Source organism: Agromyces sp. Root81 (assembly GCF_001429165.1).
GTDB lineage: Bacteria > Actinomycetota > Actinomycetes > Actinomycetales > Microbacteriaceae > Agromyces.
In genome coordinates this window covers 727481-754158 of record NZ_LMIR01000002.1, presented here as the reverse complement: position 1 = coordinate 754158, position 26678 = coordinate 727481, and the positions used below count along the sequence as shown (strand labels likewise).

Genomic DNA, 26678 nt, shown 5'->3' with positions numbered 1-26678 from the left:
ACCGGACGGCCGGCGAGTGATCCAGATCTTCACGGGGTTCGCCGTGATCGCGCTCGCCGTGTTCGTCGGCTGGATCGCCGGGCGCACCGGGGTGCTCGGGCCCGAAGCCCGGCCCATGCTCGCGCGGCTGAACTTCAGTGTGCTCGCGCCGTTCCTGCTCTTCTCCGTGCTCTCGACGGCCGATGTGGGCGCCCTCTTCTCGGTGCTGCTCCCGGTCTCCGCGATCGCGGCCGTCGCGATGATGCTCATGTTCGGCCTCGTGGCGATGCTCCTGTGGCGGCGCAGCCTCGAGCACACGGTCATCGGCTCGCTCGCCTCGGGCTACGTCAACGGCAACAACTTCGGCATCCCGATCGCCGTCTACATGCTCGGCGACGCGGCGTACTCGGCGCCCGTCGTGCTGCTGCAGCTCCTGCTGTTCGCGCCGGTGGCGCTCGCGATCCTCGGCGCCCGCGTGCACGGCAACACCTCGGTGGCGGCGATCGCGCGGACGACCTTCACGAACCCGATCATCCTGGGCTCCCTCGCCGGCGTGCTCGTCGCGGTGTCGGGCCTCGAGCTGCCGCCGATCGTGATGGAGCCGATCGAGCTCATCGGTCATGCAGCGGTGCCGCTCATGCTCATCGCGTACGGGCTGTCGCTGCATGGACAGCGTCTGTTCGCACCGGGCGCCGGCCGCCGCGAGGTGGTGCTCGCGACGCTGCTGAAACTCGTCGCGATGCCCCTCACCGCGTGGGCGATCGGGACCTTCGTCTTCGGGCTCGACGGCATCGAACTCTACGCGGTGACGGTGCTCGCGGCGCTGCCGACGGCGCAGAACGTCTTCGTGTACGCCCAGCGCTACGAGACGGCGGAGGTCGTGGCCCGCGACACGGTGTTCATGACGACGATCGGCTCGGTGCCGGTGCTCATCGCCGTGGCGATCCTGCTGGGTTGAGCGGGCGGCGTTTGCTCACTCGTTCGCGGTGGCCGTCCCAGGCGCAGTTGCGGTTGCGGTGGCGGATTCGGGCCAGCCGTGGAACCACTTCGCCCAGAGCCTCGCACGCCGGCCCTCGGGGCGGAGCAGCCTGCGCCGCGCCGCCAGGTCGTTGCGGAACTCCTCGGTCCGCACCGCGTCGCGGAGCTTCATCGGCGTGGATCCGGCCACGATCGTGGGTGCGCCGGCCTCGGCGTCTCCGACCCGCGCCGCCACGACGACCGGCACCGGGGCGTACAGCGGCTCGACGAAGACGAAGATCGCGACGATGGCGAGGAGCACGGCGTCGACGATCAGCCACCCGACCGATGGGCGTGCCCACGCGAAGATCGCGAACCACACGCAGACGAAGGCGCCGGCGACGTAGAACGCGCGGGGGATCGAACTGAGCACGAGCCAGTGCCGCGGCTCGATCGGGCAACGGTCCCACTCGCGCGAACGGCGGGTGACCGTCGCGAGACGCTGGTTCAGCCAGATCAGCACCGCGAGGGTGAAGACCGAGGCGAGGAGCCAGCTCCACGGGTTCAGCCCGTTCGGGTCGGTCACGAACGACGCCGAGGCGATGGCGGCGGGCACGGCCTCCGCGACATCCTGGCCGCCGGGGAAGACGCCGATCATGAAGCCGATGGCACCTGCGACCCAGCTCGCGAGCGTCGCGAAGGCGGCGTAGACGCCCGGCAGCCCGGGCAGGATCGCGGCGATCACGACGGCGGCGAGCATGTTGATGCCGAGCGATTTCTTGTCGATCACCGAGAGGCGGTTCTCGACGTAGGCGACGGCGGCCGGCGCGTCGGGGAAGCCGGGGCCGAGCAGGTGGCGTGCGGTGGGCTCGACCACCTGGATGGTGTTCTCGAAGTAGACCGAGTGGTCGAGGAAGGGCTGGCTCGTGTTGTGCACAGCATGCTCCTCGGGGCCTTTCGTGGTCGAACCCCCCGGGAAGTACGCGTTGCGCCAGCGCTCGCGCCGACCCGGCGCCGTGTCGGCGATCGGGCCCGCCGAGAACGGGTCCCAGATGGCCCAGTGGTTCACCCACGCCACCTCGCGGCCCGCTCCGGCCGCCTTGTTGCGTTCGAGCCACGTGTCGACGGGCCGGTACTCGTCGGAGCGACCCTGCCAGCGGTCGCGCCCGAGCAGCACCACCGCCGCGCCGACCGTGGTGAGCCGGCTCACGTTGTAGGTGCTCGGCACGAGTTCCTCGAAGAGGGCGTACGTCGCGACCGCGGCGCCCTGCGAGTGCGCGAAGAGGTGCACGTCGCCGTCGCCGACGAGCTCCTTCGCGCGTTCGAGCGCCGTGCGCACCACGAGGCGCATGGCCGAGGCGCGCAGCGGCTTCTCCTTCCACACGGCGACGTCGCCGATCGACTCGATGATGCCGTCGATGACGCCCTGCGCGACGTTCTTGAACCACGGGATGAGCAGCAGCGGACTGATGAGCGGCAGGATCGGCGTCAGCACGGCGGCCAGCAGTACGAGGAAGACCCAGGTGACCGCGAACGCGATCGTGCAGACGACGAGGCGTACGACGTCTATGGCGAGGTCGACGAGCTTCGGCAGCTCCCTGGGCTCACCCGCCGGCTTCGTCCAGTGCCGCAGGAGCGTGTACCAGGGCACGAGCACCATGGTTCCGAGGAACAGGTCGAGCACCCGCCAGATGGTGCGCCACATGAAGACGACCGCCCACTGGAACACCTGGCCGCGGCTCATCGGCAGGAACGATTCCGACCAGCGCGCCTCGAGGATCGCGATCTTCAGCACGACGTCGTCGGCTGCATCGGATGCCTCGCCGCTCGCCTGCGCCCGCGGGCCCGGGTAGCGCACGGTGGCCGTGACCATCGGCACCTCGCCCGACAGGTCGGAGTCCTCGATCGAGACGCCATGACGGTCGTCGGCGCCGATGACCTTGTCCCTGGCGAGCCAGTCCATGCGGGCCAGCAGCGGTTCGGCCCACTCGAGCAGGATCTGGCTTCGGTACGCGTCGCCCATGCCGTGCACCACGACGAGCGCGCGGTCGAAGGTTCTGGCATCGCCGGTGCCGCTGCCACTGTCGGTGCCGGTGTTCGTGCCGGTGCCCGTGCGGGTTCCGGATTCCGTACCGTTTCCGGCCGGCTCGGGGACGCGGCCCGTGGCCGGATCGGCGCGCTCGGCCTCCGGCGTCTCGGGCGATGGAACGGCTGACTCGTCTGGCGTGGGGCTGGGTGCGATCCGCATGGATTCTCCTCGAACGAGTGCGTCTCAGCGAACGCTAGCGGCTCGAACGGGTCCGTGTCGCCTGTGGTGTCGCGGAGACGCCCGTCAGTGCGCGCCCTGACCGCGTCGTGCTGCGCGGCTGCGGCGCACCGCACCGTATGCGCCGAGCAGGCGCGGCACGACGAGGTAGACGGCCAGCGGCACGACCACGAGCGTGAGCACGAAGGCGCGGAGCACGGGATGCCACGACTCCGACACCGGTCCGATGAGGATCATGCCGACGGCGACGAGCGGGAAGATCGCGAGCCAGGTGATGACGGCGCGCACGTGCACCGAGGGTGCGGAAGCGGCGGCGGCGGGGGTGGTCGCGGCGCCGGGGGCGGTGGGGCTGATGCTGCTCATGGGTGGCTCCTCCGATATTTTCCAACTGAACGGTTGCAATTGAACCACGCCGTTCCGAGAATCACAACTGTTCAGTTGGAAAATTGCTAGGGTGGCAACATGGCCTGGGACGTCGAGCGCACGAAACGCCTCCTGCTCGAAGCGGCGACCGCGGAGTTCAGCGAGCACGGGCTGGCCGGTGCCCGCGTCGATCGCATCGCGTCGAACGCCGGCGTCAACAAGGAACGCATCTACCAGTACTTCGGCAAGAAGGACGAGCTCTTCGCCGCTGTGCTCTCCACGCAGCTGCGCAGCACGATGGACGCCGTGCCGATGACCGGCGAGGGCCCGGCCGCCGCCGGTGACTACGCGGGGCGGCTGTTCGACCACCACGTCGCCGGGGCGACGATCCCGCGCCTGGTCTTCTGGGAGGGGCTCGAGGGCGCAGAGAGCGCGGCGGCCGATGCCGCTCGCGCCGAGTACCACCGGGCGAAGGTCGAGGGATTCCAGCGACTCCTGCCCGGCCTCGATCGGCGGCAGGCGGCGGAACTGCTGCTCACGATCGTCACGCTCGTGAACGCGTGGCCGGTACTTGGCCACCTCGACGAACTGCTCGTCGGCACCGACGACGCACCGGCCGATCGCCGCGCGGCACGACGAGCCGCGATCGTGCAGACGATCGAACTCCTCGCGCGGGCCGCGCAGCCCGAACCGCCGGCCGCCGATCCGGAGATCGCCGCTCCCTGAGATCCCGCGAGGTTCAGGGATAACCCTGATTCGCGACATCCGTCGCCCTTCGTATGGTGGGTACTGATCGCCGTTCCGTGGACCGCAGGGGGAACTGTCACCGCGGGGTGGCGATCGGAGAGCCGGTCAGCACTGAGTCCCGAACACGAGGTGCAGGCCGGCTTCCCCCATTTTTCCGGCGCCCGGCGGGCGCACCGGCAGCGAAGGACACGCCATGACCGAGCGGAAGATGCGACTCACGCGCGACGGTCAGGCTGCGCCGGTTCGCGGCGAGGTGCGATCGACCGGGCGTGATCGCGCACTGAGCTGGAGCGACTTCCGCACCGCCGTGCGCTACGACCCGGCCAACCAGTTGCTCGTCGCGGTGCCGGCCATCAGCGCCAAGCGCGCCGAGCACTCGTGGCTCGGCAAGGCCGTCGCACCGCACACGCGCATCGGGGCCGGGGAGATGTACCGCCGCGAGTACGAGCGCGGTGCCGTCTACTGGTCGGAGCGCACCGGTGCGCACGAGGTGCACGGGCCGATCGCCGAGCACTGGCACGGCGTCGGCGCCGAGACCTCGTTCCTGGGCTTCCCGACGACCGACGAGCAGGCCCTCGCCGCGTCGGAGCACGGCGGTCGCATGGCCGGCGGCTTCGCGCACTTCGAAGGCGGCTCCATCTACTGGACCCCGGCGCATGGCCCGGCGATCGTCTACGGAATGGTGCGGGACATCTGGGCGCTGCTCGGGTGGGAGCGTTCGGCGCTCGGCCTGCCCATGAACGACGTCGACCTCGTTGCCGACACGGGCGTGCTCCGCGGGATCTTCGAGCACGGCACGGTGGAGTGGTCGTCGTCGACCGGGCCGGTCGTCGTGCTCAGCCCGTCGGCCGACCGGCCGTCGTCGGCCGGGGCGCTCGATCCCGCCATCGAGGACACGCTCGACCGGCTCCAGCCCGACTTCGCGCCCGGCTCCTGATTCGCGGACCACTCGTGTCGCACGGGACCCCGGATATCGGGGTCCGGGGCGATACGAGGTGTCCCGGCCGAGCGCGACGCTCGCGAACCCGCCCGCGTGACAGACTCGACGGGTGACCCAGACCCTGCCCGAGCTCGCGCCGAGCCCGTACGACGCCGACGCGATGTACGACGCCTTCGTCGACTGGGCCGAGGGTCGCGGCCTCTCGCTCTACCCCGCGCAGGACGAGGCGATCATCGAGATCGTCTCCGGAGCCAACGTCATCCTCTCCACGCCGACCGGCACCGGCAAGTCGCTCGTCGCAGTCGCCGCCCACGCGGCATCCCTCGCTCGTGGCGGCCGGAGCTACTACACGGCGCCGATCAAGGCGCTCGTCTCCGAGAAGTTCTTCCAGCTCGTCGAGATCTTCGGCGCGGTCAATGTCGGCATGGTCACGGGCGACAGCTCGGTGAACCCCGATGCCCCGATCATCTGCTGCACCGCGGAGATCCTCGCGAACCTCGCCCTGCGCCACGGCCCCGACGCCGACGTCGACCAGGTCGTCATGGACGAGTTCCACTACTACGGCGACCCCGACCGGGGCTGGGCGTGGCAGGTGCCGCTGCTCACGCTGCGCCGGGCGCAGTTCGTGCTCATGTCGGCCACCCTCGGCGACGTCACGGCGATCGCGGCCGACCTGAAGCGGCGCACCGGTCGGGAGACCGCGCTCGTCACCGGCGTCGACCGCCCGGTGCCGCTGCACTTCTCGTACGCGAAGACCGCGGTGCAGGAGACCGTCGAGGAGCTCATCGAGACCCGGCAGGCCCCCGTCTACATCGTGCACTTCTCTCAGGCCGCGGCCATGGAGCGGGCGCAGGCGCTGTCGTCGATCCGCGTCGTCACACGCGAGCAGCGCGACGAGATCGCCGAGGCGATCGGCGGGTTCCGCTTCACCACGGCGTTCGGCAAGACCCTCTCGCGACTCGTGCGCTCCGGCATCGGCGTGCACCACGCCGGCATGCTGCCGCGCTACCGGCGACTCGTCGAGACGCTCGCGCAGCGCGGGCTGCTCCGCGTCATCTGCGGCACCGACACCCTCGGCGTCGGCATCAACGTGCCCATCCGCACCGTGCTCATCACGGCGCTCTCCAAGTTCGACGGGCAGCGGATGCGCCAGCTCACCGCGCGGGAGTTCCACCAGATCGCGGGGCGGGCGGGCCGGGCCGGCTACGACACCGCGGGCACGGTCGTCGTGCTCGCGCCCGAGCACGAGATCGAGAACGAGGCCTCCGTCCGCAAGGCGGGCGACGACCCCAAGAAGATCAAGAAGATCGTGCGCAAGAAGGCGCCGGCCGGGCAGATCACGTGGGGCGAGGGCTCGTACGAGCGGCTCGTCGCCGCGGAGCCGGAGCCGCTCGTGCCGCAGCTGAAGCTCACCGCCGCGATGCTGATCAACGTGATCGCCCGCGGGGGAGACGTGATCGGAGACATCCGCTCGCTCGTCTTCGACAACCACGAACCGCGCGCCCGGCAGTTCGCGCTCGCGCGGCGGGCGCTCGAGATCTTCCGCACCCTGCGCGACGCCGGCGTCGTCGAACTGCTGCCCCCTGCGGGCGAGGGTCTGCCGATCGTGCGCCTCACCGTCGACCTGCAGCCGAACTTCGCACTCAACCAGCCGCTGTCCCCGTTCGCGCTCGCCGCGATCGAACTGCTCGACCCCGAGGCCACCGCCGAGAACGGCGTCGGCACGGGCCACTACGCCCTCGACGTCGTGAGCGTCATCGAGTCGACGCTCGACGACCCGCGACCGATCCTCTCGCAGCAGCAGTTCAAGGCGCGCGGCGAGGCCATCGGCCGCATGAAGCAGGACGGCATCGAGTACGACGAGCGCATGGAGCTCGTCGAGCTGGTCACCTGGCCGAAGCCGCTCGACGAGCTGCTCGCCCAGTCGTTCGAGGTCTTCGCCTCGAGCCAGCCGTGGGTGCGCGACTTCGAGCTCTCGCCCAAGTCGGTCGTGCGCGACATGTTCGAACGCAGCATGTCGTTCGGAGAATACGTCGGCTTCTACCAGCTCGCCCGCAGCGAGGGGCTCGTGCTGCGCTACCTCTCCGACGCGTACCGGGCGATCCGTCAGACGGTGCCGACCGAGGCGAAGAACGAGGAGCTGCTCGACATCATCGAATGGCTCGGCGAGCTCGTGCGCCAGGTCGACTCGAGCCTCGTCGACGAGTGGAACGAGCTCATCGATCCCGCCGCGCACCTGCCAGAGGACGAGGCCGCGGTCGTGCCGCCCGCGCCGCCATCGGTCGTCACCAACCGCCGCGCGTTCACGGTGCTCGTGCGCAACGAGCTGTTCCGCCGCGTGCAGCTCGCCGCCCTCGAGCGCGACGACGAGCTCGCCGAGCTCGACCCCGATGCCGGCTGGCCCGACGCCCTCGACCGCTACTACGCCGAGCACGACGAGATCGGCGCCGGACCTGCGGCACGCTCGCCGCGGATGGTCGCGATCGACGAGGCGGATGCCGCGAGCGGCATGTGGCGTGTCGAGCAGACGATCGACGACCCGGCCGGCGACCACGACTGGCGCATCAGGGCAGAGGTCGACCTCGACGCCTCCGCCGAGGAGGGCGCAGCGGTCGTGCGCGTCACCGAGGTCGTGCGGCTCTAGCGTCGGACGCGTCCGCCGCGCGGCTCACGCGAGGGCGAGCATGCCCGCCGCCGCGAGGGCGAGCACGAGGCCGGCCCACTGCACGGGCGCGATGCGCTCCTTCAGCACGAGCGCGGCGAGCAGGATGGTGCCCGCCGGGTACATCGCGCCGAGCACCGCGGCCACCGAGAGGTCGCCCGCGCGGATGCCAGCGAGCAGCAGTCCGTTCGCGATCACGTCGACCACGCCGCACGCGATCGCGAGGCGGATGCCGGCGGCCGTCGCCGAGCGGACCGGGGGAGCGGTGGCGGCTCCGAGCGACGTCGACTGCGGCATCCGCTCGCCCTGGGACATCCGCTCGCCCGGCGCCGTCGCTGCGACCGGAACGGCCGCCCGCCGCCGAGCCAGCGCCACGAGCGCGACCACGCCGACGACCGTGAACATGATCGCCGCGTTGACCCCGCGGTTCAGCAGGAGGGGCACCACGCCGCTCTCATCGGAGGTCTGGTCGATGGCGATGTAGAAGCCGCCGATGGCGATGCCCGAGCCGACGGCCATCAGGATGCCGCGGAGACTCGGCCGCACGGCGCCCCGCTCTGGCACGAAGCCGACGAGCACGACCGCGACGAGGGCCAGGCCGAGCGCCCAGTACCCGAGCGTGCTGAACCGCTCACCGCTCACGAGGCCCCAGGCCATCGGCACGATCGCCGACACGACGGCGGTCAGCGGCGAGAGGATCGACATCGGGCCGATCGCGAGGCACGCGTAGAGCAGCGAGATCGCGACGGCGCCGATGACGCCGGAGACCACGCCCCACCAGACGTCGTGCGCGGTCCACGCGCCGCCGAACAGGGGGAAGGCGGCGGCGAGCACGACGAACCCGGCGCCCGATGCGACCGCCGTCGCGAGGATCGCGCTGACGCGCTTCGCGGCCAGGCCGCCGAGGAAGTCGGCCGCGCCGAAGACGAGGGCCCCGGAGAGGGAGAAGACGGCCGTGAGCATGATCGCCAGCGTAGCGGCGGCGTAATCGACGCTCATTCGAGCAATCGAATGGATGCCTCATGCTCATCTGCGCGACACCCGTGAACAGCACGTGAAATCAGGCGGATGAATCGGCGCACGCCCCTTGGCAGCGTTGCCGGCCGCTCATAGGCTACGGGGCAATATCCCGCCGAACAGGGCGCACCTACGCGAGCCGTCGGCGGGATCGATCGCACTGAGGAGAGTCATGCATCGTCGCCGCACCATCCCACGTCTGGCGGCCGTCTCGGCCGCATCGATCGGAGCGCTCGTCGTCGGGGTGCTCGGCGCTCCTCCGGCCTTCGCCGCCGTCGACGGCTCCGGCGTCGTCATCAACGAGGTGTACGCCCGCGGAGGCAGCGCGAACCAGCCGTTCGCGAACAAGTTCGTCGAGCTGTACAACCCCACCGACTCGGCCGTCTCCCTCGACGGATGGTCGCTGCAGTACCGCAGCGCGACGAGCACCGCGGCCTCGAGCGGCGTCGGGGCGCTCTCCGGCGAGATCGAGGCGGGCGGCTACTACCTCATCGGCCTCGGCACCAACGGTGCGATCGGTGCAGCGCTGCCCGAGCCCGATGCATCGCTCGGACTGAACCCGAGCGGCACGAACGGCTCGCTCTTCCTCGCGAACGTGGCCGGCGCGATCAACCCCGGCACCGGCTCCATCGTGAACAACCCCCAGGTCGTCGACTACGTCGGCTACGGCACCTCGGTGAACTTCGAGGGCGCAGCGGCGGCCTACACGGGCGGCAACACCGACCCCGGCAGCATCGTGCGCACCGACTTCGCCGACACCGACGTCAACTCAGCCGACTTCGCGTTCACGACGACCGTCACCCCGCAGGGCTCCGACGGCGACACCGAGCCGCCAGAACCGACGACCGCGACGATCGCCGAGGTGCAGGGCACGGGCGACGCGACGACCATGGCGGGCGCCACGGTCGTCGTCGAGGGCGTCATCACCGCCGACCACCGCTCCGGCGGCTACAACGGCGTGACGATCCAGACCCCCGGCGCCGACACGACGCCCGGTGCATCCGACGGCATCTTCGTCTTCCAGATGCCCGCCGTCGGCGCGATCGGCGACCTCGTTCGGGTCACCGGCACCGTGAGCGAGTACTTCGGGCTCACCCAGATCACGACCAACGCGAGCGGCGCCGAGCTCGTGACCGCAGGTGTCGGCGTCCCCGACGCGGTCGAGCTGCCCGCGAGCACCGTCGGTTCTGCTCGCGAGTCCCTCGAGAGCACCCTCGTCGCCCCGACCGGCTCGTACCTCGTGTCAAGCACCCACGAGGCATCGAGCTTCGGCTCGGTGTGGCTCGCCGCAGGCGACACCCTCCCGGTGAAGAGCACGGAGCAGGTCGACGCCGGCCCCGCGGCCGCCGAGATCGCGGCGGCGAACCGCGGCCGACTGCTCGTGCTCGACGACGGCTGGAACAGTCGGGTCGACAACGCCGCCCACCCGAACGAGCAGCCGTACCTCACCGAGGACACGGTGGTCCGCAACGGCGACCGCATCGTCTTCCCGGGCACGCCCTACGTGCTGAGCTACGGCTTCAACGCGTGGCGCCTGCAGCCGGCGACGCCGATCGACAACCTGAGCGCCGATGCCAAGCCCACCTTCGAGGCGCAGAACGTGCGCCCCTCGGGTGCACCCCAGGTCGGCGGCGATGTGCAGATCGGCGTCTTCAACGTGCTGAACTACTTCACGACGCTGACGAGCCAGAACCCCGACGCGCGAGGCGCGGACACCGCCGAGGAGTTCGCACTGCAGGAGGAGAAGATCGTCGAGGCGATCACCTCGCTTGACGCCGAGATCGTGGCGCTGCAGGAGATCGAGAACTCGCTGAAGCTCGACGGCGACGCCGACGAGGCCCTCGGCGCGATCGTGGCGGCACTCAACGAGGCCGAGGGCTCCGACGTCTGGGACTTCGTGCCGACCCCGGCGGTGCTCGCACCGGCCACGACCGACGTCATCCAGAGCGCGATCATCTACCGCTCCGACGCCGTCACCCCGAAGGGCGACGCGCAGACGATCGTCGATGAAGCCGTCTGGGGCAATGCGCGCGAGCCCATCGGCCAGGTCTTCGAGATGGAGAACGGCACCGACCTCTCGGTGATCGCGAACCACTTCAAGTCGAAGAGCGGCACGGGTGCGGAGCCCGCCGACGGCCAAGGCCACTTCAACGCCGATCGCGTCGCCCAGGCGACGTCGCTCCTCACGCTCGCCGGCCAGCTCGCCGAGCAGTCCGACGAGGTCTTCCTCCTCGGCGACTTCAACTCGTACGCGCAGGAGGACCCGATCCAGGTGATGACCGGCGCCGGGTACACCGACCTGCTGCCGGCGCTCGCACCGGGGGAGTACACGTACTCCTTCGACGGCGAGCTCGGCTCGCTCGACCACGCACTCGCGAACGCCGAGGGCGTCGAGGCTGTCACCGGCATCGGTCGCTGGGCCATCAACTCGCCCGAGTGGGGCGCACGCGAGTACGGGCGCGAGGCCGCAGACGACGGCTCCGTGTTCCGCTCCAGCGACCACGACCCGACCCTCATCGGCATCGATCTCGCCGAACTCGAGAACGTCGTCGACATCTCCGTCGTGACGATCAACGACTTCCACGGCCGCATCGAGAAGTCCGCCCCGTCGGCGGGCATCGCCGAGCTGGCCGGAGCCGTGAAGGAGGTCCGCGCCGCGAACCCGAACACGGTGTTCGCTGCAGCGGGCGACCTCATCGGCGCCTCGACGTTCACGTCGTTCATCCAGAACGACAACCCGACGATCGACGCGCTCAACGCCGCCGGTCTCGATGTGAGCGCGGCCGGCAACCACGAGTTCGACCAGGGCTGGGCCGACCTCCGCGACCGCGTGCAGGACCGCGCCGACTGGGAGTACCTGAGCTCGAACGTCTTCCTGAAGGGCACGGATGACACCGCGCTCGCGCCGAGCTGGACGCAGGAGTTCGAGGGCGTCACCGTCGGCTTCATCGGAGCGGTGACGGAGGACCTCGACTCGCTCGTCAGCCCGGCGGGCATCGCCGACCTCGAGGTGCGCGGCGTCGTCGACTCCGTGAACGCCGCGGCCGCCGACCTGAAGGACGGCGATCCCGCCAACGGCGAGGCCGATGTGCTGATCCTCCTCGTGCACGAGGGCGCCTCCTCGACGAACATCTCGGCCCTCACCGACGGTTCGCCGTTCGCCCAGATCGTGGCCGGAGTGGACGACTCGGTCGCCGCGATCGTGTCGGCGCACACGCACCTTCCGTACGACCACGAGATCGACGGACGCCCCGTCGTCTCCGCCGGGCAGTACGGCGAGCAGTTCGGTCTCATGCAGCTGAAGGTCGACCCGGTCTCGAAGGAGCTCCTCTCGATCTCCAACGACCTGATGCCCCTCATGACGCGTGCCACGCCGACGTCCCCGTACGTGTCGGTCTACCAGCCGGTGCCCGAGGTCGCCGCGATCGTCGCGGACGCCACGGCCAAGGCGGATGTGCTCGGCAAGCAGACGGTCGGCACCATCACCGCCGACCTGAACCGTGCACGCCAGCCGGGCACGGATGCCAACGGCAACCCGGTGCTCGTCGAGAACCGCGGTGGCGAGTCGACGATCGGCAACTTCCTCGCCGACGTGCACCTCTGGGCGGCGAACGTCGACGGCCACGCCGACATCGCCTTCATGAACCCGGGCGGCATCCGCACCGATCTGAAGTACGCGTCGAGTGCAGCCGACGACCCCGACGGCAACGTCACGTACCGCGAGGCGGCGACGGTGCAGCCGTTCGCCAACACGCTCGTGACGCTCGACCTCACGGGTGCGCAGGTGAAGCAGGTGTTCGAGGAGCAGTGGCAGACGAGCCCGACCCGGCCGCTGCTGAAGCTCGGCGTGAACACGGGCGTCGAGGTCGTCTACGACCCGACAGCACCCACCGGTTCGCACGTCACCTCGGTCACGTTGAACGGCACCCCGATCGACCCGGCAGCCACCTACCGCGTGGTCGCGAACTCGTTCCTCGCGGGCGGCGGTGACAGCTTCGCGACGTTCGCCGCCGGCACCAACCGCTCCGACACCGGCAAGGTCGACCTCGCCTCGACCGTCGAGTGGTTCGCGGCGAACGGCACCGCGACCCCCGACCTCGCACAGCGCTCGGTGGGCGTCGTGATCTCGGCTCCGGCCAACGGCACCGAGTACGTGGCCGGCGAGTCGGTCGAGCTCGACCTGAGCTCGCTCGACTTCAGCACGAGCGAGGTCGCCGCCGGCGAGGTGAGCGTCTCGATCGGCGACACGGTGCTCGGCACCGCTCCGGTCGACCGCACGCTGCTCGAGAAGTTCGACGAGATCGGCCGGGCCAGCCTCTCGGTCGTCATCCCCGAGGACTTCGGCGGCGCACAGCAGCTCGTCATCTCGGTGGCGTCGACGGGCACGAGCGTCGAGGTGCCGATCACGGTCGAGCAGCCGGTCGCCGAGGTCGACACGACGATCGTCGGTGTGCCGAACAAGCTGGTGGCCAAGGCCGGCAAGACGATCAAGTACTCCGGTGTCGTGATCGCCCACGACGGCTCGAAGCCGGTCGGCACCGTGACCATCACCGATGGGTCGACGGTCATCGCGACGGTCGAACTCGACGCCGACGACAAGGGTCGCTTCTCGGTGACGCTGCCCGACCTCGAGCGAGGCGTGCACCTGCTGCGTTCGAACTTCGCGAGTACGGAGCCGTACGCCGACTCGCAGTCGTTCGCGGTGCCGGTGCTGGTCTGGTAGTTCCAGCAGGGCGATGACGAGCGGGGTGGTGGCCTGATGGCCGCCGCCCCGCTCTCGTTCGTGCGCGGACTCCTCCTCGACAGCGCCGGCCTGCGCACGCAGGCCCAGCACGGCGGGGCGCGTCGGCAGCCCTCGTTAGACTCGACGAATGAGCTTGAACGCGGAACCCGGCTGGGCCGACGAGGTCCCCTGGGACCCTGACGAGCTCGCCCCGCCGCCCGACGACGAGTGGGTTCCGCCCGTCGACGACGCCCGGTTCGGCGCGGTTCGGGGCGCACCCGCCCAGCGCTCGCCGGGAGTCGCGACCCGGCCGTCGGGTACCACCGTGGCCGGTCGTCGCGCCGCGGCGCCTGCGCGGTTCGCTTCGGCCTCCGAGGCGCTGCACACCGTCTTCGGGTACGACAGCTTCCGCGGCGAGCAGGCCGAGATCATCGCCCAGGTCGCGGGCGGCGGCGACGCCGTCGTGCTCATGCCGACCGGTGGCGGCAAGAGCCTCTGCTACCAGATCCCGTCGCTCCTGCGCGAGGGCACGGGCATCGTGGTCTCGCCGCTCATCGCGCTCATGCACGACCAGGTCGACGCCCTCGTGCGCAACGGCGTGCGCGCCGCCTACCTGAACTCGAGCCAGCAGTCGCACGAGCGCGCCGAGGTGGAGCGCGCCTACCTCGCCGGTGAGCTCGACCTGCTCTACGTCGCCCCCGAGCGGCTCGGCGGCGAGGCGACCAAGCGCTTCCTCGAGCAGGGCACGATCGCGCTCTTCGCGATCGACGAGGCCCACTGCGTCGCGCAGTGGGGGCACGACTTCCGTCCCGACTACCTCGCGCTCTCCGAGCTCGCCGAACGCTGGCCCGACGTGCCGCGCATCGCCCTCACCGCCACGGCGACCGAGGCGACCCACCGCGAGATCACCGAGCGTCTGAGCCTCGGCGGTGCAGAGCACTTCGTCTCGAGCTTCGACCGGCCGAACATCCAGTACCGCATCGACTCGAAGCTCGAGGTGCGCAAGCAGCTGCTCGAGTTCATCCGCAGCGAAGGGCGCGACGCCGCGGGCGACCCGGTCTCGGGCATCGTCTACGCGCTCTCGCGGGCGAGTACCGAGAAGATCGCCGCGTTCCTCGCCGAGCACGGCGTCAACGCGCTGCCGTACCACGCGGGCCTCGACGCAGGGGTGCGCCGCCGCACGCAGGAGCGGTTCCTGCGCGAGGAGGGCGTCGTCGTCGTCGCGACGATCGCTTTCGGCATGGGCATCGACAAGCCCGATGTGCGCTTCGTCGCCCATGTCGACCTGCCGAAGTCGGTCGAGGGGTACTACCAGGAGACCGGTCGCGCCGGCCGAGACGGCGCGCCCGCCACGGCCTGGCTCGCCTATGGTCTGCAAGACGTCGTGCAGCAGCGCCGCATGATCGACGAGAGCCCCGGAGACCTCGCCCACCGGCGTCGCCTCGCCCAGCACCTCGACGCGATGCTCGCCCTCTGCGAGACGGTGCAGTGCCGCCGCCAGAACCTGCTCGGCTACTTCGGCCAGCCGAGCGAGCCCTGCGGCAACTGCGACACCTGCCTCGAGCCGCCCGCCTCGTGGGACGGCACCGTGCCGGCCCAGAAGCTCATGTCGACGATCGTGCGCCTGCAGCGCGAGCGTCGGCAGAAGTTCGGCGCCGGCCACCTCGTCGACATCCTCCGCGGCAAAGAGACGCCGCGCGTGCGCCAGTACGGTCACGACGCGCTCGCGACGTGGAGCATCGGCCAAGACCTCAGCGACCAGCAGTGGCGCGGGGTCGTGCGACAGTTGCTCGCCCAGGGACTGCTGGCCACGCACGGCGAGTACGGCACCTTGACGGTGACGGATGCCGCGGCCGACGTGCTCTCGGGCAAGCGGGTCGTCAAGCTCCGCACCGAACCCGAGCGTGCCGGCCGTACGCGCACGTCGCGCGCGGCGCCGGCAGCGGCCGATCTCGAGCCGGCGCAGGCCGAGCTCTTCGAACAGCTGCGCTCGTGGCGCGCCGGCGAGGCGAAGGAGCAGGGCGTGCCCGCCTACATCGTCTTCGGCGACGCGACCCTGCGCGCCGTCGCGGTCGCGAAGCCGGCGAGCCTCGCCGAGCTCGACGGCATCACGGGCATCGGCGCCAAGAAGCGCGAGGCCTACGGCGAGGCGCTGCTCTCGGTGGTCGCCTCGGCCTGAGCCCTCGACCCGACCGAGCCTCCTCGAGCTGGTTCACGCCTCCACGAAGGCTCGCTCGCGTGCCGCTCTCCGCGTGCCGCGTGCCGCGTGCAGCGCGCCGCTTCCGCGCCCACCGCGTGCAGCGCGCCGCTCCGCGCCCACCGCGTGCAGCGCGCCGCTCCGCGCCCACCGCGTGCAGCCCGCCGGCCCCGCGCCCACCGCGTGCAGCGCGCCGCTTCCGCGCCGCGTGCGGCCCGCCGCATTCGGGAGGAGATCTGCGATCGCGAGGACCGAACCCCCGAGTTCGATCCTCGGAAACGCAGATCTCCTCGTTTCCACACGTCGGGCGCATCGGTGCGGCACGTCGGCGCGGCATCCGACGACCCTTGACGGATCCTCACTCGCGATATACTCTGAACAAAGTATTTGGAGGTGAGTATGTCGCGTCGACCGGTGAGCAACCCGCTCGCACTCGCGGTGCTGGCGAGCCTGTGGGAGCGCCCGATGTACCCCTACGAGATCACGACCACCCTGCGCGAGCGCGGCAAGGAAGACAGCATCAGGCTGAACTTCGGCTCGCTCTACGCGATCATCAAGTCGCTCGAGAAGCACGGCCTCATCGAAGAGGCCCGCGTCGAGCGCGAGGGCAACCGGCCCGAGCGCATCGTCTACGCGATCACCGACGCCGGCCGAACCGAGGCCCATGACTGGATGCGGGAGCTCATCGCCGTGCCGGTCAAGGAGTACCCGGCGTTCGAGACCGGGCTCTCTCTCATCCTGTTGCTCGCTCCAGAGGAGGCGATCGCTTTACTCCGCGAGCGCCTCGAGCGGGTCGATGCCGAGCTCGACCAACGTGCAGCGCTCGCCGAACAGTTCCCGCAACTCGGCGTTCCCGAGCTCTTCCTCGTCGAGTTCCACTATCGCGTCGCGATGATCCGCGCCGAACGAGACTTCGTCACGACCCTGCTCACCCGTCTCGAGGCAGGCGAGGTCGATGGCGTGGACGCATGGAAGGCCCTGCACCGGTTGATCGCTGCCGGCGCGACCGCCGACGAGGTGCAGTCGCAGCTCGCCCGGTACATGGCGGAAGGAGCGGCAGAACAGCAGCACTGACCAGCAGCACTGACCAGTACGCAGATCGATGGCCCGGATGCGGCAACACCCGAGCCATCTCGCAACCGAGTCGTTCAACGTGAATCGAATCCACCCCAGTGCGTGCCGCCATTCTATCGGCGCGTCATCACGACCGAACGGCTCCCCACCGAAGGAGAGCCTCATGGCTGCATCACCCGACGGGATGGCCCTCGCGGCCGCCGATCTCGTCAAGACCTATTCGCAGGGGCGCGGCAAACCCCCGCTCCGGGCCCTCGACGGCCTCACGTTCCAGGCGGAGGAAGGCACCGTCTTCGGCCTGCTCGGGCCGAACGGCGCCGGCAAGTCCACGACCGTCAAGATCCTCTCGACCCTCTCGCGGGCCGATTCCGGCGCCGCGTTCGTCGCCGGCATCGACGTGGCACGGCACCCCGCGCGGGTGCGCAGCGCGATCGGCTTCGTCGCCCAGAAGCAGGTCTCCGATCCCATGGACACCGGCGTCGAGAACCTCGTGCTGGCCGGTCAGCTGCACGGCATGTCGACCCGCGCCGCACGCAGCCGGGCGGGCGAACTGCTCGACCGGTTCGCGCTCACGAGCGCGGCGCGTCGCCAGGTCAAGACCTACTCGGGCGGCATGGCGCGCAAGCTCGACGTCGCGATCGGCCTCATGCACCGCCCGCAGGTGCTCTTCCTCGATGAGCCGACGACGGGACTCGACCCCGAGGCGCGCGCCGAGATGTGGGCGGAGATCGAGCGGATGTCCCGTGAGGAGCGCATGACCGTGCTGCTGACCACCCACTACCTCGAGGAGGCCGACCGGCTCGCGAGCCGGCTCGCGATCGTCGACGCCGGTCGCGTCGTCACCGAGGGCACGCCAGAGCAACTGAAGAGCGAGCTGCGCGGCGACGCCGTCGTGATCGAGCTCCACGAGGCATCCGTCATCGCCCGGGCGCTCGAGTCGCTCGACCGCCTGGGCGGGTTCAGCGAGGTCGTGGCCGAGGGGCGCGCCGTGCGCGCCCGGGCCGACGACGGCGGCGCCGCACTGCCGCTCGTGCTCGCGGCGCTCGACGCCGATGGCGTCGCCGTGGCCTCTGCGACCGTCTCGCGGCCGAGCCTCGACGACGTCTACCTCGCCCACACCGGGCATTCGTTCGCCGCGGTGCACACCGGTTCGTCGGCGGACGCCCGCACCGATCTCGAGGAGGTCGCGTCATGACCACGCTCACGAACCCGGTCCGTGCCGCGGCCCGGCCCGCCTACACCCGGCCGAGCTTCTTCCGGCACACCGCGTGCCTCACGCTCCGGCATCTGCGCGCTGTGGTGCGCATCCCCGCGTTCCTCGTGATGAACGTCGTGCAGCCGCTCATCTGGCTCCTGCTGTTCGGCCAGCTGTTCACCTCGGTCGTCGACATCCCGGGATTCACGGGCGGTGACAACTACCTCGAGTACCTGACACCCGGCATCGTGATGATGATGGCGCTGTTCGGCAGCGCCTGGGCGGGCACGAGCTACCTCGAGGACATGGAGCGCGGTGTCATGGACCGCTTCCTCACCTCGCCGACGAGCCGCGGCGCGATGATGGTCTCGACGCTCGTCTACCAGGCGTTGCTCACGCTCGTGCAGTCGCTCATCGTGCTGGGGGTCGCCTGGCTCGGTGGCGCGAGGTTCGACGGCGGGGTCGCCGGAATCCTCATCCTGCTGCTCGCGGCGATGCTGCTCACGGCGTCGTTCTCGGCGTTGTCGAACGCGGCCGCACTGCTCGCTCGCAACCAGAATGTGTTGATCGGCATCTCGCAGCTCATCACGATCCCGCTCATGTTCCTGAGCTCGGCGCTCATGGACACGAGCCTGTCGGCCGACTGGGTCGCGGAGGTCGCGCGGTTCAACCCGTTCGAGTGGGCTGTCGTGGCGGGTCGCGAGGCGCTCGGCGCGAGCCCCGACTGGCCGAGCGTGTGGGGACACCTCGGGCTGCTCGCCGTGTTCACCGCGGTGCTCGCGTGGGTGGCGACGCGCGCGTTCCGCGTGTACCAGCGCAGCGCGTAGTCCGCGGCAGCGGACGTCAGGGAAGCAGGCGGACCGCGGCGCGCTTTCCGGGGCGCGGCGCGGTCCGCGGCGGCGCGTGCACGGTGAACGTGACCACGGCGTCGAGGTAGTCGGCGAGGAGTCCCGCGACATCGATGCCGGGGTCGTAGCCCCACTGCACCTGCAGGCCGTCCCACAGGGCGGGCACCCACCGCCCCTCATGGCGCGCGTCCCGTCCGGGGGCGAGCAGGCCGGCCGCCGCGAGTCGCTCGAACACGACGGTGAGGTCGGAGATGGTGCGGCGCGAGCGGTCGGCGAAGAAGCGGTGCGCCGGATGCTCCGGCGACGCGGCCTCTCCCGTGAGCACGGTGTAGACCTCGATCAGGCCGGGGGTCTCGAGTTCGGCGCGGCGCGCGGTTCGCACCATGAGCTCGATCGTCTCGGCGGGGGAGGCCGACCGGAGTTCCTCCGAGCTCGGCACCGTGCGCCGGTCGCGCTCGGCGACCACGGCGATGAGCAGCTCGTCCTTCGTCGGGAAGTGGTGGAGGAGCGCCGACTTCGAGATGCCGACGCCCTCGGCGATCTCGCGCAGGCTCGTGTCATGGAAGCCGCGACGGGCGAAGAGCTCCGTGGCGTCGGCGATGATCCGGGCCTGCCGAGCGCGTCCGACCGCGTATCCCGCCGGTCGCACGACCGGGTCGGCCGCCGGGCGGGCGGGCGGCTCGGGCCGGTCGGACGCCCGCGCTGCGCCTCCAGGAGCCGCCCGCGCTGCTGGGGTCGGTGCCGCAGCCGCCGACACTGCGTCGTCCGCGGCGGCGCTGGCCGCAGCAGACGCACGCACGCCGGCGAAGTGCCGCGCGAGTTCGGCCGCGACATCCACTTCGCCGGGGTTGTAGAGCGAAGCGAGCTGGAGTCCGTCCCACCCGGCGAGCATGCAGGTCGCATCGTCGAGCGACCACGCGTCGGCCGGGGGGTGCTGCACGCTCTCCTCACGCAGCTGCCGGTAGCGGGCCGCGAACCGGGCGTGAGCCGGATGCTCCGGGCTGACGGCTTCCCCGGCGAGGGCCGAGAACAGCTCGAGGTAGCCGGGTTTCGCCTGGTTGTGCTCGGCGAGCGCGATCAGCAGGTGCGGCGGGTCCTCGGTTCGCGTCTCCAGCCACTGCTCGTTCTCGAGTTCGAACCGGGTGACCACGGCGTCGAGGATCTGGGCGCGCGAGGAGAAGTGCCGAAGGACGCCGGGATGCGAGAGTCCGGCTTCGGCCGCGACGTCCCGCAGCGAGACACCGCGGTAGCCGGATGCCGCGAAGCAGCGCGCCGCGGCGTCGAAGATGCGTTCGCGCGTCGCACGGCCGCGCGACGACGCCGCGGGCGGCGCGGGTTCGGGCCAAGGGCTGGTCGGCGGCATCGGCGCTCAGCCTACCTTCGGACCTCCCCGCGCAGCTCGACTCCCTCGCTGCGCAGGCCGATACCCTCCGGGCGGAGATCGACTCCGATTTGTTACCGAACGGTCGGTTTTGCGCGCTTAGGCTGACACCGGGCATCCGCCCCCGCCATCCATCGCCACAAAGGAGTCCGATGAACCGCACCACGCGCGCCGTCACGGCCGGCGCCCTCGCCGTCACCACCCTCGCCACCCTCGCGGGATTCGCCGCAGCACCTGCCGACGTGCCGACGAAGAAGCCGAAGCAGGCCGCCGTCACGATCTACCTCACCCGGCACGGCGAGACGATGCTCAACACCCTCGAACGGGCGCAGGGCTGGTCCGACTCGCCGCTCACCGAGGAGGGCCGCTTGTCGGCCGAGCACCTCGGCGAGGGCCTCGCCGAGTCCGGCGTGAAGTTCGAGGCCGCGTACTCCGCCGACATGGTGCGGCACTGGGAGACGGTCTCGCTCGCGCTCGACGAACTCGGCGCGAAGCGCGCGGCCACCCGTGATGAGCGCCTCCGCGAGATATCCTTCGGCAAGTTCGAGGGCGCGAAGAACATGGAGATGTGGTCGGCCATCGCCACGGAACTCGGCTACGCGAACGTCGGCGAGCTGTTCGCCGACCCGAACTTCGACTTCATGGCCGGCCTCAGTGCGGTCGCCCGCCTGAACGAGGGCAGCGGCCTCGTCGCCGAGACGCCCGAGCAGGTCGCCGCCCGTGCGGTGGAGGCGCTCGACGAGATCGCCGCGAAGCAGTCCGCCGACGGCGGCGGCGAGGTGCTCGTGGTCTCGAGCGGCATCACGATCATGCTCGCACTCGGCACGCTCGGGGCCGACCTGAGCGAGATCACGAACGGCATCGAGAACGGCGCCGTGAGCGAGCTCGTCTACGACCGTGGCGAGTGGACGATCAAGACGGTCAACGACCTGAGCTACGTCGAAGCCGGATCCGACTGACCCGTCGACCGACCCGTCGACCACCCGACCGGGCACGGCCGCATCGAGGGATGCGGCCGTGCCTGTGCGTTTCCGGTGGGAATCGAAAACCAAGCGTCATTCGGTTTATGATGATCCGAATGCCGCATCGCGGCCCATTTCGAAGCATGAAGGAGTGCTGGCATGACCGATCAGCTGAACCACGAGACGGATGCCGCGGCAGTCGTCGACGCCGCAGGCGAACTCGACCTGCGTTTCCGTGACGCGAGCCTGCCCGTCGCCGAGCGCGTCGAGATCCTCCTCTCGCAGATGACGCTCGAAGAGAAGGCCGGCCTCTTCTTCCAGACCATGATCGCCGCCGGCGCAGACGGCACGCTCTCGCAGGGCGACGACATGTTCGGCCTGCCGTCGACCGATGACTACGTCGCCCGTCGCCTCATGAACCACTTCAACGTGCTGCAGACCCCGCCCACGGCGGAGCTCATCGCCGAATGGCATAACCGCCTGCAGGAGGCTGCGGCCGCGACCCGACTCGGCATCCCCGTGACGGTCTCGACCGACCCGCGTCACTCGTACACCGACAACCCGCTCTCGGGCATGCTCGCCGGTTCGTTCTCGGTGTGGCCCGAGACGATGGGCCTCGCGGCCGTGGGTGACGAGGCGCTCGTCGAGCAGTTCGGCGACATCGCCCGCCAGGAGTACACGGCGGTCGGCATCCGCGTGGCGCTGCACCCGCAGATCGACCTCGCCACCGAGCCGCGCTGGTCGCGCGCGCTGCAGACCTTCGGCGAGGACCCCGAGCTCGCCGGGCGCATGGGCGCCGCCTACATCCGCGGCTTCCAGGGCGCCGAGCTCGGCCCCGACTCGGTCTCGACGATGACGAAGCACTTCCCGGGCGGCGGCCCTCAGAAGGACGGTGAGGACCCGCACTTCGCCCACGGTCGCGAGCAGGTCTACCCGGGCGGCGAGTTCGAGACGCACCTCAAGCCCTTCGAGGCCGCCTTCGAGGCCGGCACGAGCCAGATCATGCCGTACTACGGCATGCCCGTCGGCACCGAGTACGAAGAGGTCGGCTTCGGCTTCAACAAGTCGGTCATCACCGGGCTGCTCCGCGAGCGCTACGGCTTCGACGGCATCGTCTGCACCGACTGGGGACTCATCAACGACGCGGCGGTCTTCGGCCAGCCCTTCCCGGCCCGTGCGTGGGGCGTCGAGCACCTCACCCCGCGCGAGCGCATGAAGAAGGTCATCGACGCAGGCGTCGACCAGTTCGGCGGCGAGGCCGACCCCGCCATGCTCGTCGACCTCGTGAACTCCGGCGAGATCACCGAGGAGCGCCTCGACATCTCGGCCCGCCGACTGCTGCGCGAGAAGTTCGTGCTCGGCCTCTTCGAGCAGCCCTACGTCGACGTCGAGCGGGCGGGGCGCGTCGTCGGCTCGGCCGAGTTCATCGCAGCAGGCGAGGCCGCGCAGCGTGCCGCGATCACCCTGCTGGTCAACCGCGAGCAGACGGATGCCTCGGGCGCCGAGCGCCCCACCCTGCCGCTCGCCCGCGGACTGCGCCTCTACGTCGAGGGCATCGCCCCCGAGATCGCGTCGGAGTACGGTCAGATCGTCGAGACACCGGCGGAAGCGGACGTCGCGATCCTGCGCCTGCAGGCGCCGTTCGAGGAGCGCCCGACGGTGTTCGAGAACTTCTTCCACTCGGGTTCGCTCGACTACACCGCGGAGCAGGTCGCGCACGTGCGCGAGATCGCCGCAGCGGTGCCGACCGTGGTCGACGTCTTCCTCGACCGTCCCGCGATCCTCACGCCGTTCATCGACGAGCTCGCAGCGCTCACGGCCAACTGGGGTGCGAGCCCGCGCGCGGTGCTCGACGTGCTCGTCGGCGACGCCGCGCCCAAGGGCAGGATGCCGTTCGACCTGCCGTCGAGCATGGCCGCCGTCGAGGCGAACCGCTCCGACGTGCCGTTCGACACGGCCGACCCGCTGTTCCGCTTCGGCCACGGGTTGAGCTACACCGCCTGAGCGACGCACGCTGACGGGCATCCGGCCGACACCGGATGATCCCGCCCGCACGTGAGACCCCCGCCGGATCCGGCGGGGTCTCACGTCGTTCCGGCCGCGACCCGCCCGGATTTCACGACAAGCGGGGCAGGACAGCGCTAGCATCGCCCCAGGGGCGCCGTACCGACGGTGCATGGGGCAAGGGGGTTCGGCATGTCCGATCAGATGGCTCGGCCGATGGGCGTCACCATCGTCGCGATCCTCGCGTGGATCGCGGGGGCGCTCGACATCGTGTCGGGCACCATCCTGCTGTTCCAGGCGGGCGTCGAATCCGTCGCCGACGGTCTCGGCGGAACCGGAGGGCTCTACGCCGCCGCGATCGGCTCGATCGTGCTCGGCCTCATCGTCGTGATCGTCGCCGCGGGCCTGCTCACCGGGAGCTGGATCTCCCGGATGGTCGTCACCGTGCTGCAGGTGCTCTCGATCATCGGCTCGCTCTTCCTCGCTGTCGCCTACATCGGCGGCGCGGTCGGCGAATGGCTCGGCATCGCAGTCTCCCTCGTCGTGCTGTTCCTGCTCTGGGGGCACAAGGCGAGCGTGTTCTTCGGCAGTCGGAGTCCTGAGTGAACGCGGTCGGCCGCCCCGGCGGCGTCACGTTCGTCGCGGTGCTCACTTGGATCTCTGGCCTGCTCGACGTCATCGGGGGCACCATCCTTCTCTTCCAGACGAGCGTCGCCGCGACGGTGGAGCAGTTCGGCGGCGCGAGTCAGCTCATCGCCTCGGCGATCATCTCGATCCTCATCGGCGTCGTCGTCATCGCCGTGGCCGGCGGCCTCCTGCGCGGCAGCAGCGGCGCGCGCCTCATCGTGACCATCCTCCAGGTGCTCTCGATCGCGAGCTCGATCTTCCTCGCGATCGCGTATCCGGCCGGTGCGATCGGCGAGTACTTCAGCATCCTGTTCTCTGTCATCGTGCTGGCCTTCCTCTGGTCGGGTCGGGCGAACGCGTTCTTCCGGGACTGAACGCCTTGTCGGTATCCCATCGATGCCGAGAGTGCATTTTGTAGGGTCGTCACAGTGCTGGCCGAGGCGTCGCGGGGCGCCTTTGTAGAGCACGGACGCAGGGTTTCCTCGCGGTATCCACTCGACCTACCGTGGAATGAAGCCCAGACCGCACACGAAGGACGAGACACCGACGATGGTTGACACGGCACCCCGCACCGCTTCGAAGCAGCAGAAGGCCGCGCCGCCGCGCGCCGCAGAGACGGCACCGCCGAAGGCCGCGAGCGCCGCGGCATCCGCCCCGCAGCCCAGCGCGCCCGAGCAGCCCTCGATCGATGTCGCGACGCTCGGCCGGCAGCTGCTCGGCACCTGGGCCGACCTCCGACTCGGCGCTCGCGAGCGGGCCGCCCACCCCGACCTGCAGCGCATCGAGGGTCAGACCATGGCCGAGCACCGCGAGCGCGTGCTCGGGCAGCTGAAGATCCTCGTCGACCAGCGCGCCGTGCACCGCGCCTTCCCGAAGTCGCTCGGTGGATTCGACGACCACGGCGGCAACATCGCGCAGTTCGAAGAGCTCGTGATCGCCGACCCCAGCCTGCAGATCAAGGCCGGCGTGCAGTGGGGCCTCTTCGGCGCCGCCGTGCTGCACCTCGGCACCGAGTTCCACCACGAGACCTTCCTGCCCGACATCATGTCGCTGAAGGTGCCCGGCGCCTTCGCGATGACCGAGACCGGTCACGGTTCGGATGTCGCGGCGATCGGCACGACCGCGACCTACGACGAGGCGAAGCAGCAGTTCGTCATCAACACGCCGTTCCGCGGCGCGTGGAAGGACTACCTCGGCAACGCCGCACTGCACGGCACCGCCGCCGTGGTCTTCGCGCAGCTCATCACGAAGGGCGTCAACCACGGCGTGCACGCCTTCTACGTGCCGCTGCGGAACACCAAGGGCGGGTTCCTCAAGGGCATCGGCGGCGAGGACGACGGCCTGAAGGGCGGCCTCAACGGCATCGACAACGGCCGTCTGCACTTCACGAACGTGCGCGTGCCGCGCGAGAACCTGCTGAACCGCTACGGCTCGGTCGCCGAAGACGGCACCTACTCGAGCCCCATCTCCAGCCCAGGTCGTCGCTTCTTCACGATGCTCGGCACCCTCGTGCAGGGACGCGTCTCGCTCGACGGCGCCGCGACGACCGCCGCCGCCATGGCGCTGACGATCGCGATCACCTACGGCAACCAGCGCCGCCAGTTCAACGCGGCGAGCGACACCGACGAAGAGGTGCTGCTCGACTACCAGCGCCACCAGCGTCGCCTGCTGCCGAAGCTCGCGACGACGTACGCGCAGATCTTCGCGCACGACGAGTTCCTCGTGAAGTTCGACGCGGTCTTCTCGGGCGCGGCCGACACCGACGACGACCGGCAGGATCTCGAGACGATCGCCGCAGCGCTGAAGCCGCTCTCGACCTGGCACGCGCTCGAGACCCTCCAGGAGGCCCGCGAGGCCGCCGGAGGCTCGGGCTTCCTCGCCGAGAACCGCATGGTCGGGCTGCGCCAGGACCTCGACGTCTACGTGACGTTCGAGGGCGACAACAACGTGCTGCTGCAGCTCGTCGCCAAGCGCCTGCTCACCGACTTCTCGAAGCAGTTCGCCAAGGCGGATGCCGGCGCGATGGCACGCTACGTCGTCTCCCAGACGGCTGACCGCGCCTACCACGGCACCGGTCTGCGCAGCCTCGCGCAGACCATCGCGGACTTCGGTTCGACCGCCCGCTCGGTCACCGAGCTGCGCGACGAGCGGATGCAGCGGGAGCTGCTCACCGACCGGGTCGAGGCCATGATCGCCGAGATCGCCGGACGCCTCCGCAATGCGCGGAAGCTGCCGAAGGCCGATGCCGCCGCGGCGTTCAACCGCAACCAGAACGAGCTCATCGAGGCGGCCAGGGCGCACGGCGAGCTGCTGCAGTGGGAGGCGTTCACCCGCGCGCTCGCGAAGACGACCGACCCCGGCACGAAGCAGGTGCTCACCTGGGTGCGCGACCTCTTCGGTCTCGGCCTCATCGAGAAGCACCTCGCCTGGTACCTCATCAACGGCCGGCTCTCGCCGAAGCGCGCGCAGGCAGTGACCGCGTACATCGACCGTCTGCTCGAGCGCCTGCGCCCGCACGCGCAGGACCTCGTCGACGCATTCGGCTACGGACCCGAGCACCTGCGCGCCAAGATCGCATCGGGCGCCGAGCAGGAACGCCAGGACGAGGCACGCGCGTACTACGCCGCGCAGCGAGCCGCGGGCACCCTGCCCGTTCCCGAGAAGTCGAAGAAGAAGTAGCACCGCTCGACGCGAAGGCCGGGACCCTCGGGGTGCCCGGCCTCTCGTCGAGTGACG

Annotated in this window: 18 protein-coding genes; 14 read left to right on the top strand and 4 right to left on the bottom strand. The window is 70.3% G+C overall.

The annotated features are described in order from the left end of the window. Positions 1 to 16: 16 nt before the first annotated feature. A complete protein-coding gene (locus ASE14_RS08535) occupies positions 17 to 937 on the top strand; it encodes an AEC family transporter (RefSeq protein WP_056653504.1) in 921 nt (306 codons plus the stop codon). A 15-nt stretch (positions 938 to 952) separates the two neighbouring features. On the opposite strand, the gene ASE14_RS08530 is transcribed toward ASE14_RS08535, so the two are convergent. Both ASE14_RS08530 and ASE14_RS08525 read right to left on the bottom strand, forming a co-directional pair. Next, positions 953 to 3184, bottom strand: a complete 2232-nt coding sequence (locus tag ASE14_RS08530) for a hypothetical protein (protein ID WP_056653500.1) — start codon at positions 3182 to 3184, stop codon at positions 953 to 955. Between the two features lie 84 nt (positions 3185 to 3268). Beyond that, positions 3269 to 3565, bottom strand: a complete 297-nt coding sequence (locus tag ASE14_RS08525) for a hypothetical protein (RefSeq protein WP_056653497.1) — start codon at positions 3563 to 3565, stop codon at positions 3269 to 3271. A gap of 99 nt (positions 3566 to 3664) precedes the next feature. On the opposite strand from ASE14_RS08525, the gene ASE14_RS08520 reads away from it, so the two are divergent. From ASE14_RS08520 to ASE14_RS08510, 3 genes are all read left to right on the top strand, one after another. Continuing rightward, on the top strand, positions 3665 to 4291 hold the full coding sequence (locus ASE14_RS08520) for a TetR/AcrR family transcriptional regulator (protein WP_056653495.1): 627 nt from the start codon (positions 3665 to 3667) through the stop codon (positions 4289 to 4291). 214 nt (positions 4292 to 4505) lie between these two features. Beyond that, the gene (locus tag ASE14_RS08515) at positions 4506 to 5249 is read left to right on the top strand and encodes an LGFP repeat-containing protein (RefSeq protein ID WP_056653492.1); all 744 of its coding nucleotides are present in this window, start codon (positions 4506 to 4508) and stop codon (positions 5247 to 5249) included. Positions 5250 to 5412: 163 nt separating this feature from the next. Beyond that, positions 5413 to 7896, top strand: coding sequence for an RNA helicase (locus ASE14_RS08510; RefSeq protein WP_082600797.1), 2484 nt, complete (start codon positions 5413 to 5415; stop codon positions 7894 to 7896). A 24-nt stretch (positions 7897 to 7920) separates the two neighbouring features. Here the strand turns inward: ASE14_RS08510 and ASE14_RS08505 are convergent, their stop codons facing one another. Next, the gene (locus ASE14_RS08505; protein ID WP_235511147.1) at positions 7921 to 8913 is read right to left on the bottom strand and encodes an EamA family transporter; all 993 of its coding nucleotides are present in this window, start codon (positions 8911 to 8913) and stop codon (positions 7921 to 7923) included. Between the two features lie 190 nt (positions 8914 to 9103). Here ASE14_RS08505 and ASE14_RS08500 point away from each other — a divergent pair, with 190 nt between their 5' ends. The 5 genes from ASE14_RS08500 to ASE14_RS08480 all read left to right on the top strand — a co-directional run bounded on the left by ASE14_RS08500 (position 9104) and on the right by ASE14_RS08480 (position 18947). Then, positions 9104 to 13654 (top strand): ExeM/NucH family extracellular endonuclease, encoded by a 4551-nt coding sequence (locus ASE14_RS08500; protein ID WP_056653487.1) that lies wholly within the window; start codon positions 9104 to 9106, stop codon positions 13652 to 13654. 148 nt (positions 13655 to 13802) lie between these two features. Continuing rightward, on the top strand, positions 13803 to 15833 hold the full coding sequence (gene recQ, locus ASE14_RS08495) for a DNA helicase RecQ (protein WP_157372888.1): 2031 nt from the start codon (positions 13803 to 13805) through the stop codon (positions 15831 to 15833). A 432-nt stretch (positions 15834 to 16265) separates the two neighbouring features. Continuing rightward, positions 16266 to 16925, top strand: coding sequence for a PadR family transcriptional regulator (locus ASE14_RS08490; RefSeq protein ID WP_235511145.1), 660 nt, complete (start codon positions 16266 to 16268; stop codon positions 16923 to 16925). 163 nt (positions 16926 to 17088) lie between these two features. Beyond that, positions 17089 to 18120: an ATP-binding cassette domain-containing protein gene (locus ASE14_RS08485; RefSeq protein WP_056653480.1), complete on the top strand. Its 1032-nt coding sequence runs from the start codon at positions 17089 to 17091 to the stop codon at positions 18118 to 18120. Then, positions 18117 to 18947, top strand: a complete 831-nt coding sequence (locus ASE14_RS08480) for an ABC transporter permease (RefSeq protein WP_056653477.1) — start codon at positions 18117 to 18119, stop codon at positions 18945 to 18947. Before ASE14_RS08485 ends, ASE14_RS08480 begins: the two co-directional genes overlap by 4 nt. Positions 18948 to 18963: 16 nt before the next feature. On the opposite strand, the gene ASE14_RS08475 is transcribed toward ASE14_RS08480, so the two are convergent. Beyond that, the gene (locus ASE14_RS08475; RefSeq protein WP_056653473.1) at positions 18964 to 20331 is read right to left on the bottom strand and encodes a TetR/AcrR family transcriptional regulator; all 1368 of its coding nucleotides are present in this window, start codon (positions 20329 to 20331) and stop codon (positions 18964 to 18966) included. Between the two features lie 170 nt (positions 20332 to 20501). Here ASE14_RS08475 and ASE14_RS08470 point away from each other — a divergent pair, with 170 nt between their 5' ends. The 5 genes from ASE14_RS08470 (at position 20502) to ASE14_RS08450 (ending at position 26621) form a co-directional block, all read left to right on the top strand. Continuing rightward, positions 20502 to 21308, top strand: a complete 807-nt coding sequence (locus ASE14_RS08470) for a histidine phosphatase family protein (RefSeq protein ID WP_056653470.1) — start codon at positions 20502 to 20504, stop codon at positions 21306 to 21308. Positions 21309 to 21470: 162 nt separating this feature from the next. Continuing rightward, a complete protein-coding gene (locus ASE14_RS08465; RefSeq protein ID WP_056653467.1) occupies positions 21471 to 23315 on the top strand; it encodes a glycoside hydrolase family 3 protein in 1845 nt (614 codons plus the stop codon). Positions 23316 to 23507: 192 nt separating this feature from the next. After that, positions 23508 to 23921: a hypothetical protein gene (locus ASE14_RS08460; RefSeq protein WP_157372886.1), complete on the top strand. Its 414-nt coding sequence runs from the start codon at positions 23508 to 23510 to the stop codon at positions 23919 to 23921. Then, complete coding sequence (locus tag ASE14_RS08455) at positions 23918 to 24316, top strand: hypothetical protein (RefSeq protein ID WP_056653461.1); 399 nt, start codon at positions 23918 to 23920, stop codon at positions 24314 to 24316. Before ASE14_RS08460 ends, ASE14_RS08455 begins: the two co-directional genes overlap by 4 nt. 175 nt (positions 24317 to 24491) lie before the next feature. Beyond that, complete coding sequence (locus ASE14_RS08450; RefSeq protein WP_056653458.1) at positions 24492 to 26621, top strand: acyl-CoA dehydrogenase; 2130 nt, start codon at positions 24492 to 24494, stop codon at positions 26619 to 26621. Positions 26622 to 26678: the final 57 nt, after the last annotated feature.